The following is a 16,162-nucleotide window of genomic DNA, read 5'->3' as shown; positions in this document are numbered from 1 at the left end:
CTGATTGAGCGAGGACCATGACCACTGCAATCGATCGCAAGCTCGAAGAGCTCGGCCTCACCCTTCCCGAAGCCGCGGCGCCCGTTGCCGCCTACGTCCCCGTGGTGGAGGCCGGCGGCCTGCTCCACATCTCGGGCCAGCTGCCGTTCAAGGACGGCGCGCTGATGACCGGCCGGCTCGGCGAGGATCGCGACCTGGAATTCGGCGCCGAGGCCGCGCAGCGCTGCGCGCTGATGCTGGTCGCGCAGATCAAGAAGTATCTGAACGGCGACACCGCGCGGGTCGCGCGGATCGTGAAGCTGGGCGTGTTCGTCAACTCCGCCGCCGACTTCACCGACCAGCCCAAGGTCGCCAATGGCGCCTCCGAGCTGATGCAGGCGCTGTTCGGCGATGACGGCAAGCATGCCCGCAGCGCGGTGGGCGTGCCCACCCTGCCGCTGGGTGCGGCGGTCGAGATCGACGCGATCGTCCAGATCCGCTGATTTTCCCAATTCTGGTTCGAATGCCGGCCCGCTTCCAACCCCGGGGAGCGGGCCGGTTCCATTTTGGTGCTGTGGCGAGTCAGCAACAGTTCGTCACGATCCCGTGACGGAACAGCAATTAATGTTGTGCGCTGCAGCGTCGTGCGGCAAGGAACGCATGTCGCCGCAAGCAGCGCAGGCCCATGAGGCAATGACGCAGCACCGGGGGCAGCAGGCGGGAACCCTTTTGAATAAACGGGAAGGGTATTCCATGCGCTACACCATGATCAGCCTCGCCGCGCTTGCGGCCGCGGTTGCCGCCACACCGGCAATGGCCCAGGACCAGACCGATCCGGCCCCCGCCGTGACCGTCAGCGGCAGCGTTGCCGTCGTCAGCGACTACAAGTTCCGCGGCATCTCGCAGACCGACGGCAATTTCGCCGTGCAGGGTGGCATCACCGTGAGCCACGCATCGGGCTTCTACGTCTCGGTCTGGGGCTCGTCGGTTGACGACTACGTCACCGCCCATGGCACCGCGCACCAGGAAATCGACCTGATCGCCGGCTACAAGCACAGCTTCGACGGCGGCGTCACCGTCGATGTCGGCGCGCTCTACTATGTCTATCCCGGCACGCGTGCCAGCATCGACAAGAGCGCTTCGGACTTCGTCGAGCCCTATGCCTCGGTCGCCTATGCGATCGGTCCGGTCACCGCCAAGGTGACGGGCAACTACGCGCCGAAGCAGAAGGCGCTGGCGATCGACCAGGGCCAGAGCGGGCTGCTGAAGAAGGAAGACAATTTCTACCTGGCCGGCGACCTGTCGGTCGCGATCCCGAAGACCCCGATCGGCCTCACCGCCCATCTCGGCCACACCTGGGGCCCGAGCTGGCTGTCGGGCCCGACCGACGAATATACCGACTGGGGCGTGGGCGCGACCTTCACCTACAAGTCGCTCACCTTCGGCGTGAACTATGTCGATACCGACACGACCTTCATCACGCCGAGCAGCAAGGACGCGGCCAAGGGCGGCATCCTCGGTTCGGTGAGCGTCGCTTTCTAAATTTGGGGAGGACGGGGAGCGCCACGCGCGCTCCCCTCCATAGCAAAGCGCCGGCCTGCAAGGGGATGCAGGCCGGCGCTTTTTCATGTGCGCTAGGGGCGGCCCCGTGGGGCCGGCCGCTTGCTGTTATTGCGGCGTGCTGGCCTTGGCATCCTTGCCGTCGCCTTCCGGCGCCGCGACGATGTCACGCGTCGTCGTGCCCTTGTCGATGACGCTGGTGCCGGGGCTGCCAGCGGTCGAGCGGGCGCTCTGGTCGGCGCCGGTGCTGCCCGACTGGTCCATGATCGCCTGCTCGCCGGGGCTGCGCGCCGCCGAGCCGCCGAACATCGCGTCGAGCGCCTGGTTGGCCGGGTTGCCTTCCTGCGGACGCGGGGCGCCCGGCTGCGGCGGGACCAGGGCGAAATCGGGGGGGATCACCAGCGGCGCCTGGCGGGCGACGGCGAACTCGTCGGGGCGCGCCCGGTCATAACCCTTCTTGCCGCAAGCGGAGAGCGAGGCCGCGAGCGCGATCGCGCTCACGATGGTAACGGTCTTACGCATTGACTTCATTCTCCACAGCGGCCGGGCTGTCGCCATCGGCCTTATCGCGCACGAGGAGCGCGCGGATCAACAGGATCAGCACGCCGATGGTAATCGCCGCATCGGCGACGTTGAAGACCAGAAACGGGCGCCATGTCCCGAAATGCAGGTCGGCGAAATCGACGACGAAGCCGAGGCGGGCCCGGTCGAGGATGTTGCCGAGCGCACCGCCCAGCACCATCCCGAGCGCGCAGATCTCGGGCAGCTTCCGCTCGCGGAACATCCACACGAACACACCGATGGCGATCGCGCTGGTGAGCAGCACGAGCATCCAGCGGGTCGCATCGCTGTTCGCGGCGAAGAGGCCGAGCGACACGCCGATATTGGCGACGAAGCGCAGGTCGAAGATCGGCAACACTTCATGGACGTGGTTGAGCCCGTCCAGGCCGAGCTTCTGGTGGATCAGGGTCTGGACGAACGCCAGGTCGACGCCGAGCGCGCGCACGACCAGCAGCTTCGTCACCTGATCGATGACGAAAACCAGAGCCGCCACGGCGAAGCCGATTCCACGAGTCACGTTCATTCCACCACCCCGGCACAGCGGTCGCACAAGGCGCCGTCCTGCGCAACTTCCGGGAGATGGCGCCAACACCGGCCGCATTTATGGCGCTGGGTGGGCACGACCGTGACCGCGTCTCCCTTTGTCACCTTCGAGACGATGAACAGTTCGGTGAGGTCCTCCTCCGACGCGGGCAGCGCCGGCACGGTCACTTCGGCCTCGAGGCTGGAGCGCACCTGTTTCTCGCGGCGATAGGGCTCGATCGCCTCGGTCACCTGCTGGCGGAGCTGGCGGATCGCCGCCCAGTCGCTCTCGACCGAAGCACCTTCCGGCAGGACCGGCCATTCGAGCAGGTGGACCGATTCGTCCTCGCTCGGGAAGCGGGCCTGCCACACTTCCTCGGCCGTGAAGGCGAGGATCGGCGCGGCATAGCGGACCAGCGCGTGGAACAGTATGTCGAGCACGGTGCGATAGGCGCGGCGCTTGGCCGAGCTTTCCGCCTCGCAATAGAGGCAGTCCTTGCGGATATCGAAGAAGAAGGCCGACAGGTCCTCGTTCATGAAATCCGTCAGCGCGCGGCTGTAGCGGTTGAACTCGAAGGCCTCGGTGGCGCTGCGCAGCTCGGCATCGAGCTCGGCCAGCTTCGCCAGGATGTAGCGTTCCAGCTCGGGCATTTCGGCCACGGCCAGGCGCTCGGCCTCGCTGAAGCCGTCGAGCGCGCCGAGCAGGTAGCGGAAGGTGTTGCGGATCTTGCGATACGCGTCGCCGGTGCCGGCGAGCACTTCCTTGCCGATGCGGACGTCCTCGAAATAGTCGGTCTGCGCGACCCAGAGGCGCAGGATGTCCGCGCCGCTCTCGCCGATGATCTTGAGCGGATCGACGACATTGCCGAGCGACTTGGACATCTTGCGGCCATTGCCGTCGAGCGCGAAGCCGTGGGTCAGCACCGCGTCATAGGGCGCGCGGCCGCGGGTGCCGGACGACTCGAGCAGCGACGACTGGAACCAGCCGCGATGCTGGTCCGACCCTTCGAGATACAGGTTCGCGCGGGTGCCGACGCCGTAGCGTGCCTCGATCACGAAGCTGTGGGTCGAGCCCGAATCGAACCAGACGTCGAGGATGTCGGTGATCACCTCATACTGGGCGAGGTCGTACTTCCCGCCGAGCAGCGCCTGGTGATCGGCCTGGAACCAGGCATCGGCGCCGCCGGTCTCGAAGGCGTTCAGGATGCGGGCGTTGACCTCCGGATCGCGGAGATATTCGCCGGTCTGGCGGTGGACGTAGAGCGCGATCGGCACGCCCCAGGCGCGCTGGCGGCTGATCACCCAGTCCGGGCGTCCCTCGACCATCGCGCGGATGCGGTTCTGCGCCTTTTCCGGAACCCAGCGGGTGTTCTCGATCGCATCGAGCGCGATCCCGCGCAGGGTGGCGCCGTTCGAGGCGCTTGCCTCGCGCGATTCGTCGTCCCAGCTGGTATCGTGCGTCGCGCCGTTCGGGCGGTCCATCGGGATGAACCATTGCGGGGTGCAGCGGAAGATCACCTTGGCCTTGGAGCGCCAGCTATGCGGGTAGCTGTGGGTGAAGTCGTCCGACGCGGCGAGCAGCGCACCCGCCTCGCGCAGGTCGGTGCAGATCGGGCCGTCCGAAGCGGTGAACTTCTTGTTGATCACCGATCCCTGGCCGCCGAGCCACAGCCAGTCCGGCCGGTACATACCCGCCGCATCGACCGCGAACACCGGATCGATGCCGTTCGCCTTGCAGAGCAGGAAGTCGTCTTCGCCGTGATCCGGCGCCATATGGACGAGGCCGGTACCGGCGTCGGTGGTGACGAAGTCGCCGGCGAGCAGCGGACGCGGCTTGGCGAAGAAACCGCCGAGCTTGTGCATCGGGTGCTGTGCGACGGCGCCCGCGAGGCTCGAGCCATCGAAGTCGCCATCTGAGCGCAGAAAGGCTGTCACGCCTAGAGACTTGGAAATACGCTTCTCAAGCGTCTCGCGCAGATTCGCCGCCACGATGTAGCGGCCCCGTTCCGCCCAAGGCACCGAGCCCCACACGGCTTCGCGCTCACTATCCGAAATCAATCGATCGGCCACCAGGAGTTGGCAGTCGAGATACTCAATCTCCGGCCCATAAGCCAAAGCCTGGTTCACCGGGATCGTCCACGGCGTGGTCGTCCAGATCACCGCATGCGCGCCGACCAGCTCGGGGGCGTTCGGCGCCTCGACGATCTCGAACGCCACGTCGATCTGCGTCGAGGTGATGTCCTCATATTCGACTTCGGCCTCAGCCAGCGCGGTCTTCTCGACTGGCGACCACATCACCGGCTTGGCGCCGCGATAGAGCTGGCCGCTCTCGGCGAACTTGAGCAGCTCGCCGGCGATGATCGCCTCGCTCTCGAAGTTCATTGTGAGGTACGGGTTGGTCCAGTCGCCCATCACGGCGAGGCGCTCGAACTGCTCGCGCTGCACGCCGACCCATTTCTCGGCATAGGCGCGGCATTCGGCGCGGAAGGCGACGGGGTCGACTTCGTCCTTGTTGAGCTTCTTGGCGCGGTACGCCTCTTCGACCTTCCACTCGATCGGCAGGCCGTGGCAGTCCCAGCCGGGGATGTAGGGCGCGTCCTTGCCCATCAGGCTCTGCGAGCGGACGATGATGTCCTTGAGGACCTTGTTCATCGCATGGCCCATGTGAATGTCGCCATTCGCATAGGGCGGGCCGTCGTGCAGGATGAAGCGGGTGCGGCCGGCACGCTGCGTGCGCAGCTTGTCGTACAGCCCGATCTTCGCCCAGCGCGCGAGGATGGCCGGCTCCTTCTGGGCCAGGCCGGCCTTCATGGGGAACTCGGTCTTCGGCAGGAAGACGGTGTCGCGATAGTCTTTTGCTTCGGTCATGCGTGGGGCGGAATTAGAGGAAGCCGCGCTCCATGCAAAGCAGATGTTCCGATCACGGGCTTAACCTTCAATTTTCGGAACTGCGCGCTGCCTTCGGGCGTCCCCCTGGGCATGAACATTCCGGTCCAGAACCTCTCCGGGCCCGAGGCACCCGACGAGATCGCCGAGCTGGCCGGGCAGTATCTGCTCCTTCCCGAGCGGGAGGCGCTGGCGCGGATCGATGCCGAGATTGCCCGGTCCACCGACGAGTCGCGCTGGGACGACCTCAGCAAATGGCACCGGGTGCGCTTCCGACTGATCCGGCTGCACCAGCTCGCGGCGCGCTAGCCGAGGATCTCCCGCGCCCGTGCCGCATCCAGGTCGATCTGCAGCTTGAGCGCGTCGAGCGAATCGAACTTCGCCTCGGGGCGCAGATAGTCGATCAGCTGGACCTCGATCACCTGGCCGTACAGGTCGCCCGAGAAATCGAAGAAGAAGGGCTCGAGCAGCTCGACCGGCGGCTCGAAGGTGGGGCGGATGCCGAGGCTGGCGACGCCGCCTAGCAGCCGGCCATCCGCCAGCCGCCCGCGCACGGCGTAGATGCCATAGGCCGGGCGCAGATAGTTGGCGAGGCTGAGGTTCGCGGTGGGGAAGCCGAGCGTGCGGCCGACCTGATCGCCATGCTGGACGACGCCTTCGATCGCGAAGGGGCGGGTGAGCAGGCGGGCGGCATCGCGCGGGCGGCCTTCGCGCAGATGGTCGCGGATGCGGCTCGACGAGACGGTCTCGCCGTCCAGCTGCACCGCGGCGACGGTCTCGGCCGAATAGCCGAGCTCGGCGCCCAGCGCGGCGAGCGTCGAGACATCGCCCTCACGCCCCTTGCCGAAGGTGAAGTCGCCGCCGGTGACCACGCCGCCCGCGCCGATGAAATCGACCAGCCGTTCCTCGGCGAAGCCGCGGGCGCTGAGCGCGGCCAGCTCGGCGTTGAACGGGAAGACCAGCATCGCATCGACGCCGGCTTCTGCGAGCAGGCGCTGGCGCTGGTCCATGGTGGTCAGGCGGAACCACGGACTGTCCGGGCGGAAATAGCGCTGCGGGTGCGGATCGAAGGTGCCGACGATTGCCGGCCGCCCCTCGGCGCGCGCGCGCTCGACCGCATGGCCCACCACCGCCTGATGCCCCAGGTGAAATCCGTCGAAATTGCCCAGCGCAACGATCGCACCCCGATAACGGGAGGGGACCGGCGTGCCGCCGTCGAGACGCTCCATGGGGCGGCCTATAGGGGAAGCGTTGCCGCAATCAAATCCTCCCCGAGCTTGTCTCGGGGAGGGGGACCGCGACGCGCAGCGTCGGGGTGGAGGGGCGCGCCGGGCACCGGCGCGTTGCGCCGGCCCCTCCACCACCGAGCTTCGCTCGGCGGTCCCAGCGTCCGGTCGCTCGTGCCCCCGGCACGAGCTTGGATTGCCGGGGGCAATCCAACCCGACGCTCCCAGCGAGCTGGGGGAGGAATTATTTGGCAGGCACAATCCCCGCGCGGATCACGCGCAGGACATTGCCGCCCATCACCTTGCGGATATCGTCGGGCGAGAGGCCGGCATCGAGCAGCGCGCCGGTGATCGCGATCAGCTTCGACGTGTCCCAGCCGGTGGTCACCGCGCCGTCGAAATCGGAACCCAGGCCGACATGGTCGATGCCGACCAGGTCGCGGACATGGAGGATCGCGCGTACCACGTTCGCCGGCTCGGTGCCGCACACCGCCGCGTCCCAATAGCCGATGCCGATCACACCACCGGTGGCGGCGACGCCCTTGATCTCCTCGTCGGTCAGGTTGCGGTTGACCTTGCAGGTCGCCTGGACGCCGCCATGGCTGGAGACCACCGGGCGCTTCGCCAGCCTGAGGATCTCGGCGACCGATTCGTGGCTCGAATGGGCGATGTCGACGATCATGCCGAGCTGCTCCATCCGCGCCAGCACCTGGCGGCCGAGCGGCGTGAGTCCGCCCTTCTTCACGCCGTGCATCGATCCGGCGACGTCATTGTCGAAGAAATGCGCCATGCCGGCCATGCGGAAGCCGGCGGCGTGGAGCTTGTCGAGGTTGCCGAGCTGGCCTTCCAGGTCCTGCAGCCCCTCGATCGAGAGCATGCCGCCGACCACTTTCCTGCCGCGCGCGCGATCGGCGAGCAGCTGGTCGAGTTCGGCGGGGGTGTGGATCACGCGCAGCTTGCCGTTCGATCCGGCGGCGGCGCGATCGAGCTTGCGGGCGTGGAACAGCGAGCGCTCGAGCAGCGAGGACCAGGTCTTGGGCGGCTGGAGCTGGGCGATGGTGAGCAGGGTGATGTTGTCGGTGTCGCCGGTATTGGCGTCGTAATTCTGATGCTTCGGGGTCTTGGTGACCGACGAGAAGACCTGGAGCGCGACATTGCCCTCGATCAGCCGGGGCAGATCGACCTGGCCGGTGTTCGAGCGATCGAGCAGGCTGCGGCGCCACATCAGCGTATCGGCGTGCATGTCGGCGATCTGCAGCGAGGCGTGGAGCTGCTTCGCCGCGTCGCTCGGCTTGGCCAGCTTGGCCGGCACCACCTTGTTCATGCTGCCTTCGATGATCCCAGGGGCGAAGCCGAAGAACCCGACCGCGGCCAGCGCCAGCACGATCAGCACGCCCCAAAGGATCTTCTTCTTCATCCTGTCCGCTCCAGCGTCACGAAGCTGTAGGCAGGGCGCCCCGCTTCTTCCGGGAAATCCTCGCGCGCAACTTCGCGCCATTCAACCCCGAAAGCGGGAACGACCGCGTCCCCCTTTGGCGCGGCATGGACTTCGGTGAGCTCGATCCGGTCCGGCGTGAACAGCGCGAACACCTCCGCCCCGCCGATAACTGCGACCTCGCCGGGGCCGGCCAGCGCGAGCGCCTCGGCCGGCGTGTGGGCCACTTCGGCGCCCTCGGCATGCCAGTTGCGATCGCGGGTCAGCACGATGTGGCGGCGGCCGGGCAGGGGCGCGGGGAAGCTGTCGAAGGTCTTGCGGCCCATGATCATCGGCTTGCCCATGGTCTGCGCCTTGAAGCGCTTGAGGTCGGCCGGCAGGCGCCAGGGCAGCTGGCCGTCGACGCCGATCACGCCATTGTCGGCACGGGCGAGATGGAAGGAAATTACCTGCATCCACGGCCTCCGCCGGCGCGGTCAGGCATTTCCGCCGGCCTGCGCCTTGGCGCCGTTGCTCCAGCCTTTCTGCCACGCGGCCATGAGCGTGCCGCTCTTGTAGGGGTTAGCCGATTCCGGCTTGCCGTTCTTTCCGGCCCCATAGCCTTCCTGCCATGCCTTGTCCTGCGGTGCGGCCATATTCTTTCTCCGTGATACCGCCGGGCAGGGGAGCCCGGCTAACAAAATGGGCCGCTTCTAAACCGCCACCGGCGCCTTGATATGCGGCTGGGCGACGTAATCGTGGATCACGAAGTCCTCATATTCATACGCGTCGATCGAGCCCGGGTTGCGCAGGATCTCCAGCTGCGGGATCGGCCCCGGCGTACGGTTGAGCTGCTCGCGGGCCTGGTCGAGATGGTTCGAATAGAGGTGGCAATCGCCGCCGGTCCAGACGAAGTCGCCGACTTCCAGACCTGCCTGCTGGGCGAGGATATGGGTGAGCAGCGCATAGCTGGCGATGTTGAACGGCACGCCGAGGAAGATGTCGGCCGAGCGCTGGTAAAGCTGGAGGCTCAGCTTGCCGTTGGCCACATAGCACTGGAACAGGCAGTGGCAGGGGGCCAGCGCCATGGCGTGGAGCTCGCCCGGGTTCCAGGCGGAGACGACCATGCGGCGCGAGCCCGGATTGGTCTTCAGCGTTTCGATCAGCTCCCTGATCTGGTCGATATGGCGGCCGTCCGCGGCCTCCCAGTCGCGCCACTGCTTGCCATAGACCGGGCCGAGATCGCCATTCTCGTCGGCCCATTCGTCCCAGATGCTGACCTTGCGCTCCTGCAGCCACTGCACATTGGTGTCGCCGCGCAGGAACCAGAGCAGCTCGATGATGATCGAGCGCAGGTGCAGCTTCTTGGTGGTGAGCAGCGGGAAGCCCTGCCTCAGATCGAAGCGCATCTGGTGGCCGAACACGCTCCGCGTGCCGGTGCCGGTGCGGTCCATCTGCTCGGCGCCATGGTTGAGCGCGCGGTCCATCAGGTCGAGATATTGCTGCATATGTGCAGCGTAGCCCCGCGCCCGGGCGGCGCCAAGCAGGCGGAACATCTCCATTGTGGAGAAAAGCTTTGTCCGGAGCGGATGCGGTCGCGCTTCGGCGGGGCGGCCGGCAGTGGCAGGCGCTGGACCGTGTTGTTCGATGTGCCCCACCGCCCGATGCGGCTGCACGATCCGCAGGAGGCGGGGCTATTGTTCGCGCCGCTCGCGCTGGAGCAAGTGGAGGTGCTCGCCTTCGTCTATCTCGACCGGCACCAGCAGATACTCGGCATGCGCCATGCCCGCTCCGCGCATCGCGACGCGGCCGACCTGCCGATCCGCGACGTGGCGGCGGACGCCATCGCCTTCCATGCTGCCGCGGTGGTGATGGGGCACAACCATCCGAGCGGCGACCCGACACCGAGCCGCGCCGATCGCGAGGCGACCGACCGGCTCGCCCGCGCGCTCGATGCGCTGGGCGTGCGGCTGCTCGATCACCTGGTGGTGGCGACGGGCGGCACCACCAGCTTTCGCAGCCTAGGGTTCCTTTGATTCTTCCCGGGGCAGGACCGCCGGCTTGGCGGTCTTGCCGCTCTTGCAGGCGCGGATCGCGCTCGGCTCGGGCCGGTCGCCGCGCGCCTCGAAGATCGCGATATAGCCGCCTGCCGAGGGCATGGGCTTGATCGACACGAGCGAATAGCCGACCGCGGCGAACTCGCATTTGAGCAGCTCGGGCGGGGTGCCGTGATCCTGGGTCGGGCGATTGGCGTCGACCACCACTGCTTGGCCGCCGGGCGCGAGCGCGGGGCGCAGGCGCCAGAGGAACTCGTAGGGGCTCTCGATCTCATGGTACATGTGGACCATGAGGACGCGGTCGAAGCTGTTCTCCGGCAGGCGCGGATCGGCGGGCAGGCCGAGGCGCACGCTGACATTGTCGAGCTTCTCGCGCAACACGCGGGTGGCGAGATAGTCGCGCGTCTCGGGCACGATGTCCTCGGCGACGACGCGGCCCTTCCTGCCGACGCGGGTGGCCAGGCGGACGGTGTAATAGCCTTCGCCCGCGCCGATATCGGCGACGGTCATGTCCGGCCTGATGCCCGCCAGGTCCATCACCTGGCCCGCTTCGTTCAGCCGGTCGCGCGCTTCCTCGGTGGACCAGCGCGGCGAGAGGATGGTGGCGACGGGCCGGTCGGCGGCGGGGAAGCCGCTGTGCGACGCAGGCGCGTCGTCATCCTGCGCCTTGTTGTCGATCATCGCCGCCCCGCCGCACGCGGCGAGCGCCATGGTCAGCAGCAGGGCGAGGCCCGATCTCAATCGACATCCTCCACTTCGACGGTCTCGCCGGTCACGCGCTGGGATAGCGCGGCGGCCATGAACGCGTCGAGGTCCCCATCGAGCACATCGCCGGGCGCAGTGGAAGTCACACCGGTGCGCAGGTCCTTCACCAGCTGGTACGGCTGGAGGACATAGGAGCGGATCTGGTGGCCCCAGCCGATATCGGTCTTGGTGGCGTTGGTCGCGTTGGCCGCGGCCTCGCGCTCGGCCAGCTCGCGCTCGTAGAGGCGGGCGCGCAGCTGGTTATAGGCCTCGGCCTTGTTCTTGTGCTGCGAGCGCTGGTTCTGGCACTGCACGACGATGCCGGTGGGCAAGTGGGTGATACGCACTGCCGAATCGGTGGTGTTGATGTGCTGGCCGCCCGCGCCCGATGCGCGATAGGTGTCGATGCGCAGCTCGCTCTCGTTGATCTCGATCGCGATGTCGTCGTCGATCACCGGATAGACCCAGATCGAGGAGAAGCTGGTGTGGCGGCGCGCGGCGCTGTCGTACGGCGAGATGCGGACCAGGCGGTGCACGCCGCTCTCGGTCTTGGCATAGCCGTAGGCGTTCTCGCCTTTCACCAGCAGCGTCGCCGACTTGATGCCCGCCTGTTCGCCGGCGTGATAGTCGACCAGCTCGACCTTGAGGCCATGGCGCTCGGCCCAGCGCGTGTACATGCGCTGGAGCATGCCGGCCCAGTCGTTGCTCTCGGTGCCGCCGGCGCCCGAGTTGATCTCGATATAGGTGTCGTTGGCATCGGCCTCGCCCGAGAGCAGGGCCATGACCTTGTCCTTCTCGGCACGCTCGGCCAGCGCGGCGAGGCTGGCGGTGCCTTCGACCGCCATTTCCTCGTCGCCTTCGGCCTCGGCCATCTCGATCAGCTCGGCGGTGTCGTTGAGCTCGGTCTCGATCGCGCGGGTGGCGCCGATCGATTCGTCGAGGCGGCGACGCTCGCGCATCACGTCCTGGGCCTTCTTGGCGTCGTTCCAGAGAGTCGGATCCTCGACGCGCGCGTTCAGCTCGTCGAGCCGGCGCAGCGCGCGGTCCCAATCGAGGAAGCGGCGGAGTAGCGCGAGCGACTCCTTGATGTTGTCGACATGAGCCTGCGCTTCGGCGCGCATGGGTTTTACCTTTCGAACTATTCAATTCGTCATCCCCGCGAAGGCGGGGATCCACAGCCAAGAGCGGCGTCGCTCGTTACCCTGGATCCCCGCCTTCGCGGGGATGACGGGGTATATAATGCGCCGCGCTAGTAGATTCCGCCCTCGCGTTGCAAGAAGTCGCTGTCGCCCTCCTGCTTCTTGGGGGCTGCCTTCTTCTCGACGGCCTTGGTTTCGGGCTGTTCTTCCTGGTCCCGGCGGCCGCGGCGCTGCTCGGTCTCGGGCTTGAACGCTTCCCAGATTATGCCGGAGAGCGGGTCGCTCGACGGCCAGCCGCCGGTGACCGGCTTGCCCGACGCACGATCGATGCGGACCATGCGGATGCCCTGGGGCGCGGTGAAGGGGACCTTCTCCATGCCTTCGAACGCGGGGATGGCGAACTGCTTGAAGATCGGCGCGGCGATCGAGCCGCCCTGGGCATAGCCGCCCAGGTTGGTCGGCGTGTCATAGCCGATATAGAGGCCGCCGATCATCTGCGGAGTGCCGCCGACGAACCACACGTCGGTCGGGCCCGAGGTGGTGCCGGTCTTGCCCATCATCGGGCGGCCCAGGTCGCGCAGAACGGTGGCGGTGCCGCGCTGGACCACGCCCTCCGCGATATGGACCATCTGATAGGCAGAGAGCGCGTCGATCACCTGCTTGGCGCGGGTGACCGGGCGCGGCATCGCGCCGCCCTTCCAGTCCGGCGCGTTGCAGCCTTCGCAGGGGCGCCAGTTCTCGGGCCAGACCACCGCGCCCTTCCGGTTCTGGACGAAGTCGATCAGCGACGGGTTGAGCGCCCGGCCATGGTTCACCAGGATCGAATAGGCGTTGACCATGCGGGTCACGGTCGTCTCGCCGGCGCCCAGCGCGTAGCTGAGATAGGGCGGGAATTTCTGCCGCGACACGCCGATCCGCTGGATCAGGTCGACGACGTGGTCCATGCCGGTCTGGTTGGCGATCTGCACCGTCATCAGGTTGCGTGACTGCTCGATGCCCCAGCGCAGCGTCTTGGGGCCGGCGCCGCGCGCATTGCCGAAGTTGCGGAAGCACTTCTGGCCGAGATTGGCGCCCTGCCACACGCAGAACGGGCCATCGACCACGATCGAGGCGGGGGTCATGCCCTGCTCGAGCGCGGCGGCATAGACGATCGGCTTGATCGTCGAGCCCGGCTGGCGCTGCGCCTGGGTGGCGCGGTTGAAGCTCTGGATGCGCGAATCGAAGCCGCCCTGCATCGCCAGGATGCGCCCGGTGCGCGGATCCTCGACCACCATGCCGCCCGAGACCTTGGGGATCGAGCGCAGCGCCCATTGGCCGCTCTCGGGGGCCACCGCGACGATGTCGCCGGGCTTGAAGGCGTCGAATGCGTGGCCGCCCTGGCCGCGCACCGGCATGGTCGCGGCCCATTTGGGCAGCGTGCCGGTCGAGCCGTCGTCGAACCCGACCTGCCAGCTGTCGCCGGTGCGTTCGATCAGCACGCCGGCGCGCCAATCCTCATAGTCGACGCCGATATTGGTGTTGAGGAAGGACTGGAGCCAGCTCCTGCCGATATCGGCATGGCCGATCGGACCCGACCAGCCGCGGCCGCGATCATAGCGCAGCAGGCCGTCGCGCAGTGCCTTCTGGGCGTATTGCTGCAGCCTGGGATCGAGCGAGGTGCGCACCCACAGGCCGCCGGAATAGACGCTGTACGGGCCGGTCTCGTCGGTCTCTCCGAACTTGTCGATCAGCTGGCGGCGGACCTCCTCGGTGAAATAGCCGCCGACGCGCTCGAACTTGGGCGTCTGGCGCGGCACGGTGCCGAGGGGGGACGCGACCGCCGAATCATGCTGGGCCTGGTCGATGAAGCCGTTCTCGAGCATCTGCCCGAGAACCCAGTTGCGGCGATCGAGCGCGCGCTGGGTGTGGCGATCGGGATCATAGTTGGACGGGCCCTTGGGCAGGATCGCCAGATAGGCCATCTGTGGCAGGGTGAGCTGATCCAGCTCCTTGCCGAAATAGGCCTGGCTCGCCGCCTCGACCCCGCCGGCGTTGCGCCCCAGCTCGATCGAGTTGAGGTACAGCTCCATGATCTGCTGCTTGGTGAGCACATCCTCCATGCGCCAGGCGAGGATGCCCTCCTTGGCCTTGCGCAGATAGCTCGTCTCGTTGCCGACCAGCAGATTCTTGGCGACCTGTTGGGTGATCGTCGAGGTGCCGCGCGGCGTCGAGCCGCTCACCAGCCCCTGGAACGCGGCGCGTACCAGGCCGGGGAAATCGACGCCGTGATGCTCGAAGAAGGTCTTGTCCTCGGCGGACATGTACGCCTCGACGAGGAGCTTGGGATATTCCTCGAAGCTCAGCTGCACGCGGCGCTCGCGCGCATAGCTGAGGATCGGCAGCCCCTCTGCCGAGCGGACATTGGTCGGCAGCGGTGGTTCGTAGTTCTTCAGCGTGTCGACCGAGGGCAGGTTGCGCGCGATGAACAGCCAGACGAGGAAGACGAAGACGCCGGAGAGCAGCGCCAGTACCGCGAGGATCCGGAACCACCAGCGGTGGCGGACGCGACCGAACAGCCCTGTGAAGCCCCCGATCTCGCGCTTGATGCGCATCTTTACGCTGGAAGTGGAACCGTCGGACATGCGGGTCGCGGTTTAGCAGGATTGAACACGGATGCCAGCCGGAGTCTCGGCGGCTCGTCGTGCGGCAGGATCGCTCCCGAAATGGGATTATTCCCTAAGTGAAACCACATCCCCCCATACCCTCTATAATGAGGGCACAAGGGGATTGATGAGGAGAGTTTTTCAGCGAGACGCCAGCGTCCGCGTCGCCATGCGCGTCGCGAAATGGATTTCCACGGCCTTGCGCACGCTCTGCGCCACTTTCCTGCGTCCTTCGTCCGAGGCGAGGAAGGCGGCGTCGCCGTCGTTCGAGATATAGCCCGTCTCGAACAGCACGGAGGGCATGTCCGGTGCCTTGAGGACCATCAGCGAGGCCATGCGGTGGTAGTTCGCCTTGATCGGGATGAGCGGCTGGGCCTCGCGCCCGAGCAGGCGGGCAAAGCTCGCCGACATGTTCATCGTCTCGCGCTGGGTGAGGTCGATGAGGATCGAGGAGATGTCCGGATTCTGCGAGCCGAGATCGACGCCGGCGATGATGTCGGCCTTGTTTTCGCGCGCGGCCAGCCGTGCGGCTTCCTTGTCGGAGGCGACTTCGGAGAGTGTATAGACGGTGGCACCCGAGGCATCGGCATTGCCGGCGCTGTCGCAGTGTACCGAGATGAACAGGTCCGCGCCCAGCTTGCGTGCCAGGCCATAGCGTTCCTGGAGCACCAGGAAGCGATCGTCCTCGCGGGTGAGCGCCACGCGCACCCGGCCCGAGGCGAGCAGCGCGTCCTTCATGGCGAGCGCGGCCTTGAGGGTAAGGTCCTTCTCGCGCAGGCCGTTCGCGCCGATCGCGCCGGGATCATGCCCGCCATGGCCGGCATCGATCACCACCAGCGGGCGATCGGAGGCACCATAGACACGCGGCAACGATGCCGGCGGCGCGCGCCGTGGCAGTGCGATCGTCTCGCTGTAGCGGCTGTGGCCCGCAGGCTGCACATAGGAGAAGGGCGGCAGGAAGCTCATTCGCCGTTCGGCCGCGGCGCGGGCGAACTGCGCGTCGTCCACGGTACGCAGCTGTAGCGTGAGCGTGCGCCCGTCGCGCCCGAAGCTGCCTTCGGTCACGATTGCCGGCCGCGCGAGGTCGAGCACGATTCGCGCGCCCTCGGTCCCTTGCGAGCCCTGTCGGATGCTCGTCACGGGTCCGTCTGCATATGCGCGATTGCCCGGCTCGGCGCCCTTGGCGTCCAGCACGATACGCTGCGGTCCAGCCAGCACGAAAGCGCTCGCCTGGGATACCGGCTCGTCGAATTTGACGATCACACGGTCACCCTTGACGCGCACTTCCTGCACGACGCCCGCCCAGCTTGGAACTCCGGTCAACCAGCCGGAGAGCAAGGCGAGCAGGAACAGCACCCTGACGCTATGCCGCGCCGGGGCTCCGGGGGTCCAGCCCAAAACCATAGATTGATACTCTGACTACACGTCTGCC

Annotated in this window: 16 protein-coding genes; 4 read left to right on the top strand and 12 right to left on the bottom strand. The window is 67.1% G+C overall.

Annotated elements, in window-relative coordinates; genetic code table 11:
* Nucleotides 1-17: 17 nt before the first annotated feature.
* Both GGR46_RS22290 and GGR46_RS22285 read left to right on the top strand, forming a co-directional pair.
* On the top strand, nucleotides 18-482 hold the full coding sequence (locus GGR46_RS22290) for a RidA family protein (RefSeq protein ID WP_184000276.1): 465 nt from the start codon (nucleotides 18-20) through the stop codon (nucleotides 480-482).
* A 250-nt stretch (nucleotides 483-732) separates the two neighbouring features.
* Entirely contained in the window at nucleotides 733-1,521 is a 789-nt protein-coding gene (locus GGR46_RS22285; protein WP_184000275.1) for a TorF family putative porin, read from the top strand.
* A gap of 126 nt (nucleotides 1,522-1,647) precedes the next feature.
* Here the strand turns inward: GGR46_RS22285 and GGR46_RS22280 are convergent, their stop codons facing one another.
* From GGR46_RS22280 to ileS, 3 genes are read right to left on the bottom strand one after another with little or no spacing between them, the layout of a single operon-like run.
* A complete protein-coding gene (locus GGR46_RS22280; protein WP_184000274.1) occupies nucleotides 1,648-2,061 on the bottom strand; it encodes a DUF3035 domain-containing protein in 414 nt (137 codons plus the stop codon).
* On the bottom strand, nucleotides 2,054-2,623 hold the full coding sequence (gene lspA, locus GGR46_RS22275; RefSeq protein WP_184000273.1) for a signal peptidase II: 570 nt from the start codon (nucleotides 2,621-2,623) through the stop codon (nucleotides 2,054-2,056). The genes GGR46_RS22280 and lspA overlap by 8 nt, the downstream gene beginning before the upstream one ends.
* Complete coding sequence (gene ileS / locus GGR46_RS22270) at nucleotides 2,620-5,490, bottom strand: isoleucine--tRNA ligase (protein ID WP_184000272.1); 2,871 nt, start codon at nucleotides 5,488-5,490, stop codon at nucleotides 2,620-2,622. The genes lspA and ileS overlap by 4 nt, the downstream gene beginning before the upstream one ends.
* A 111-nt stretch (nucleotides 5,491-5,601) precedes the next feature.
* Here ileS and GGR46_RS22265 point away from each other — a divergent pair, with 111 nt between their 5' ends.
* Nucleotides 5,602-5,817, top strand: coding sequence for a hypothetical protein (locus GGR46_RS22265; RefSeq protein ID WP_184000271.1), 216 nt, complete (start codon nucleotides 5,602-5,604; stop codon nucleotides 5,815-5,817).
* Here the strand turns inward: GGR46_RS22265 and GGR46_RS22260 are convergent.
* The 5 genes from GGR46_RS22260 to GGR46_RS22240 form a co-directional block, all read right to left on the bottom strand.
* A complete protein-coding gene (locus GGR46_RS22260; protein ID WP_184000270.1) occupies nucleotides 5,814-6,737 on the bottom strand; it encodes a bifunctional riboflavin kinase/FAD synthetase in 924 nt (307 codons plus the stop codon). The genes GGR46_RS22265 and GGR46_RS22260 overlap by 4 nt on opposite strands.
* Nucleotides 6,738-6,978: 241 nt before the next feature.
* Nucleotides 6,979-8,151, bottom strand: a complete 1,173-nt coding sequence (locus GGR46_RS22255) for a dipeptidase (protein ID WP_184000269.1) — start codon at nucleotides 8,149-8,151, stop codon at nucleotides 6,979-6,981.
* Nucleotides 8,148-8,624 carry a dihydrofolate reductase gene (locus GGR46_RS22250; RefSeq protein ID WP_184000268.1) on the bottom strand — a complete coding sequence of 159 codons (477 nt, stop codon included), beginning with the start codon at nucleotides 8,622-8,624 and terminating at the stop codon, nucleotides 8,148-8,150. Before GGR46_RS22250 ends, GGR46_RS22255 begins: the two co-directional genes overlap by 4 nt.
* Before the next feature lie 21 nt (nucleotides 8,625-8,645).
* Nucleotides 8,646-8,804 (bottom strand): ribosome modulation factor, encoded by a 159-nt coding sequence (locus GGR46_RS22245; protein ID WP_184000267.1) that lies wholly within the window; start codon nucleotides 8,802-8,804, stop codon nucleotides 8,646-8,648.
* A gap of 57 nt (nucleotides 8,805-8,861) precedes the next feature.
* Nucleotides 8,862-9,656 (bottom strand): thymidylate synthase, encoded by a 795-nt coding sequence (locus tag GGR46_RS22240; RefSeq protein WP_184000416.1) that lies wholly within the window; start codon nucleotides 9,654-9,656, stop codon nucleotides 8,862-8,864.
* Between the two features lie 81 nt (nucleotides 9,657-9,737).
* Here GGR46_RS22240 and GGR46_RS22235 point away from each other — a divergent pair, with 81 nt between their 5' ends.
* Nucleotides 9,738-10,184 carry a JAB domain-containing protein gene (locus tag GGR46_RS22235; RefSeq protein WP_184000266.1) on the top strand — a complete coding sequence of 149 codons (447 nt, stop codon included), beginning with the start codon at nucleotides 9,738-9,740 and terminating at the stop codon, nucleotides 10,182-10,184.
* Here GGR46_RS22235 and GGR46_RS22230 read toward each other — a convergent pair.
* The 4 genes from GGR46_RS22230 to GGR46_RS22215 all read right to left on the bottom strand — a co-directional run bounded on the left by GGR46_RS22230 (nucleotide 10,170) and on the right by GGR46_RS22215 (nucleotide 16,134).
* Nucleotides 10,170-10,886, bottom strand: coding sequence for a class I SAM-dependent methyltransferase (locus tag GGR46_RS22230; protein ID WP_246426319.1), 717 nt, complete (start codon nucleotides 10,884-10,886; stop codon nucleotides 10,170-10,172). The two genes, GGR46_RS22235 and GGR46_RS22230, sit on opposite strands and share 15 nt — an antisense overlap.
* A 56-nt stretch (nucleotides 10,887-10,942) precedes the next feature.
* On the bottom strand, nucleotides 10,943-12,070 hold the full coding sequence (prfB, locus tag GGR46_RS22225; protein WP_184000265.1) for a peptide chain release factor 2: 1,128 nt from the start codon (nucleotides 12,068-12,070) through the stop codon (nucleotides 10,943-10,945).
* A gap of 128 nt (nucleotides 12,071-12,198) precedes the next feature.
* Nucleotides 12,199-14,709 (bottom strand): penicillin-binding protein 1A, encoded by a 2,511-nt coding sequence (locus GGR46_RS22220; protein WP_184000264.1) that lies wholly within the window; start codon nucleotides 14,707-14,709, stop codon nucleotides 12,199-12,201.
* 162 nt (nucleotides 14,710-14,871) lie between these two features.
* On the bottom strand, nucleotides 14,872-16,134 hold the full coding sequence (locus GGR46_RS22215; RefSeq protein WP_184000263.1) for an N-acetylmuramoyl-L-alanine amidase: 1,263 nt from the start codon (nucleotides 16,132-16,134) through the stop codon (nucleotides 14,872-14,874).
* Nucleotides 16,135-16,162 lie beyond the last annotated feature (28 nt).

It is taken from the genome of Sphingomonas kyeonggiensis (assembly GCF_014196745.1).
Lineage (GTDB): Bacteria > Pseudomonadota > Alphaproteobacteria > Sphingomonadales > Sphingomonadaceae > Sphingomonas > Sphingomonas kyeonggiensis.
The sequence above is the reverse complement of the archived record's forward strand: the minus strand, read 5'-3'. Positions and strand labels throughout refer to the sequence as shown.

What these genes read in the sequence shown, in the direction of transcription:
- GGR46_RS22290 (WP_184000276.1), top strand. Translation starts at nt 18, where the DNA reads ATGACCACTGCAATCGATCGCAAGCTCGAAGAGCTCGGCCTCACCCTT.
- GGR46_RS22285 (WP_184000275.1), top strand. Translation starts at nt 733, where the DNA reads ATGCGCTACACCATGATCAGCCTCGCCGCGCTTGCGGCCGCGGTTGCC.
- GGR46_RS22280 (WP_184000274.1), bottom strand. Translation starts at nt 2,061, where the DNA reads ATGCGTAAGACCGTTACCATCGTGAGCGCGATCGCGCTCGCGGCCTCG.
- lspA (WP_184000273.1), bottom strand. Translation starts at nt 2,623, where the DNA reads ATGAACGTGACTCGTGGAATCGGCTTCGCCGTGGCGGCTCTGGTTTTC.
- ileS (WP_184000272.1), bottom strand. Translation starts at nt 5,490, where the DNA reads ATGACCGAAGCAAAAGACTATCGCGACACCGTCTTCCTGCCGAAGACC.
- GGR46_RS22265 (WP_184000271.1), top strand. Translation starts at nt 5,602, where the DNA reads ATGAACATTCCGGTCCAGAACCTCTCCGGGCCCGAGGCACCCGACGAG.
- GGR46_RS22260 (WP_184000270.1), bottom strand. Translation starts at nt 6,737, where the DNA reads ATGGAGCGTCTCGACGGCGGCACGCCGGTCCCCTCCCGTTATCGGGGT.
- GGR46_RS22255 (WP_184000269.1), bottom strand. Translation starts at nt 8,151, where the DNA reads ATGAAGAAGAAGATCCTTTGGGGCGTGCTGATCGTGCTGGCGCTGGCC.
- GGR46_RS22250 (WP_184000268.1), bottom strand. Translation starts at nt 8,624, where the DNA reads ATGCAGGTAATTTCCTTCCATCTCGCCCGTGCCGACAATGGCGTGATC.
- GGR46_RS22245 (WP_184000267.1), bottom strand. Translation starts at nt 8,804, where the DNA reads ATGGCCGCACCGCAGGACAAGGCATGGCAGGAAGGCTATGGGGCCGGA.
- GGR46_RS22240 (WP_184000416.1), bottom strand. Translation starts at nt 9,656, where the DNA reads ATGCAGCAATATCTCGACCTGATGGACCGCGCGCTCAACCATGGCGCC.
- GGR46_RS22235 (WP_184000266.1), top strand. Translation starts at nt 9,738, where the DNA reads ATGCGGTCGCGCTTCGGCGGGGCGGCCGGCAGTGGCAGGCGCTGGACC.
- GGR46_RS22230 (WP_246426319.1), bottom strand. Translation starts at nt 10,886, where the DNA reads ATGATCGACAACAAGGCGCAGGATGACGACGCGCCTGCGTCGCACAGC.
- prfB (WP_184000265.1), bottom strand. Translation starts at nt 12,070, where the DNA reads ATGCGCGCCGAAGCGCAGGCTCATGTCGACAACATCAAGGAGTCGCTC.
- GGR46_RS22220 (WP_184000264.1), bottom strand. Translation starts at nt 14,709, where the DNA reads ATGTCCGACGGTTCCACTTCCAGCGTAAAGATGCGCATCAAGCGCGAG.
- GGR46_RS22215 (WP_184000263.1), bottom strand. Translation starts at nt 16,134, where the DNA reads ATGGTTTTGGGCTGGACCCCCGGAGCCCCGGCGCGGCATAGCGTCAGG.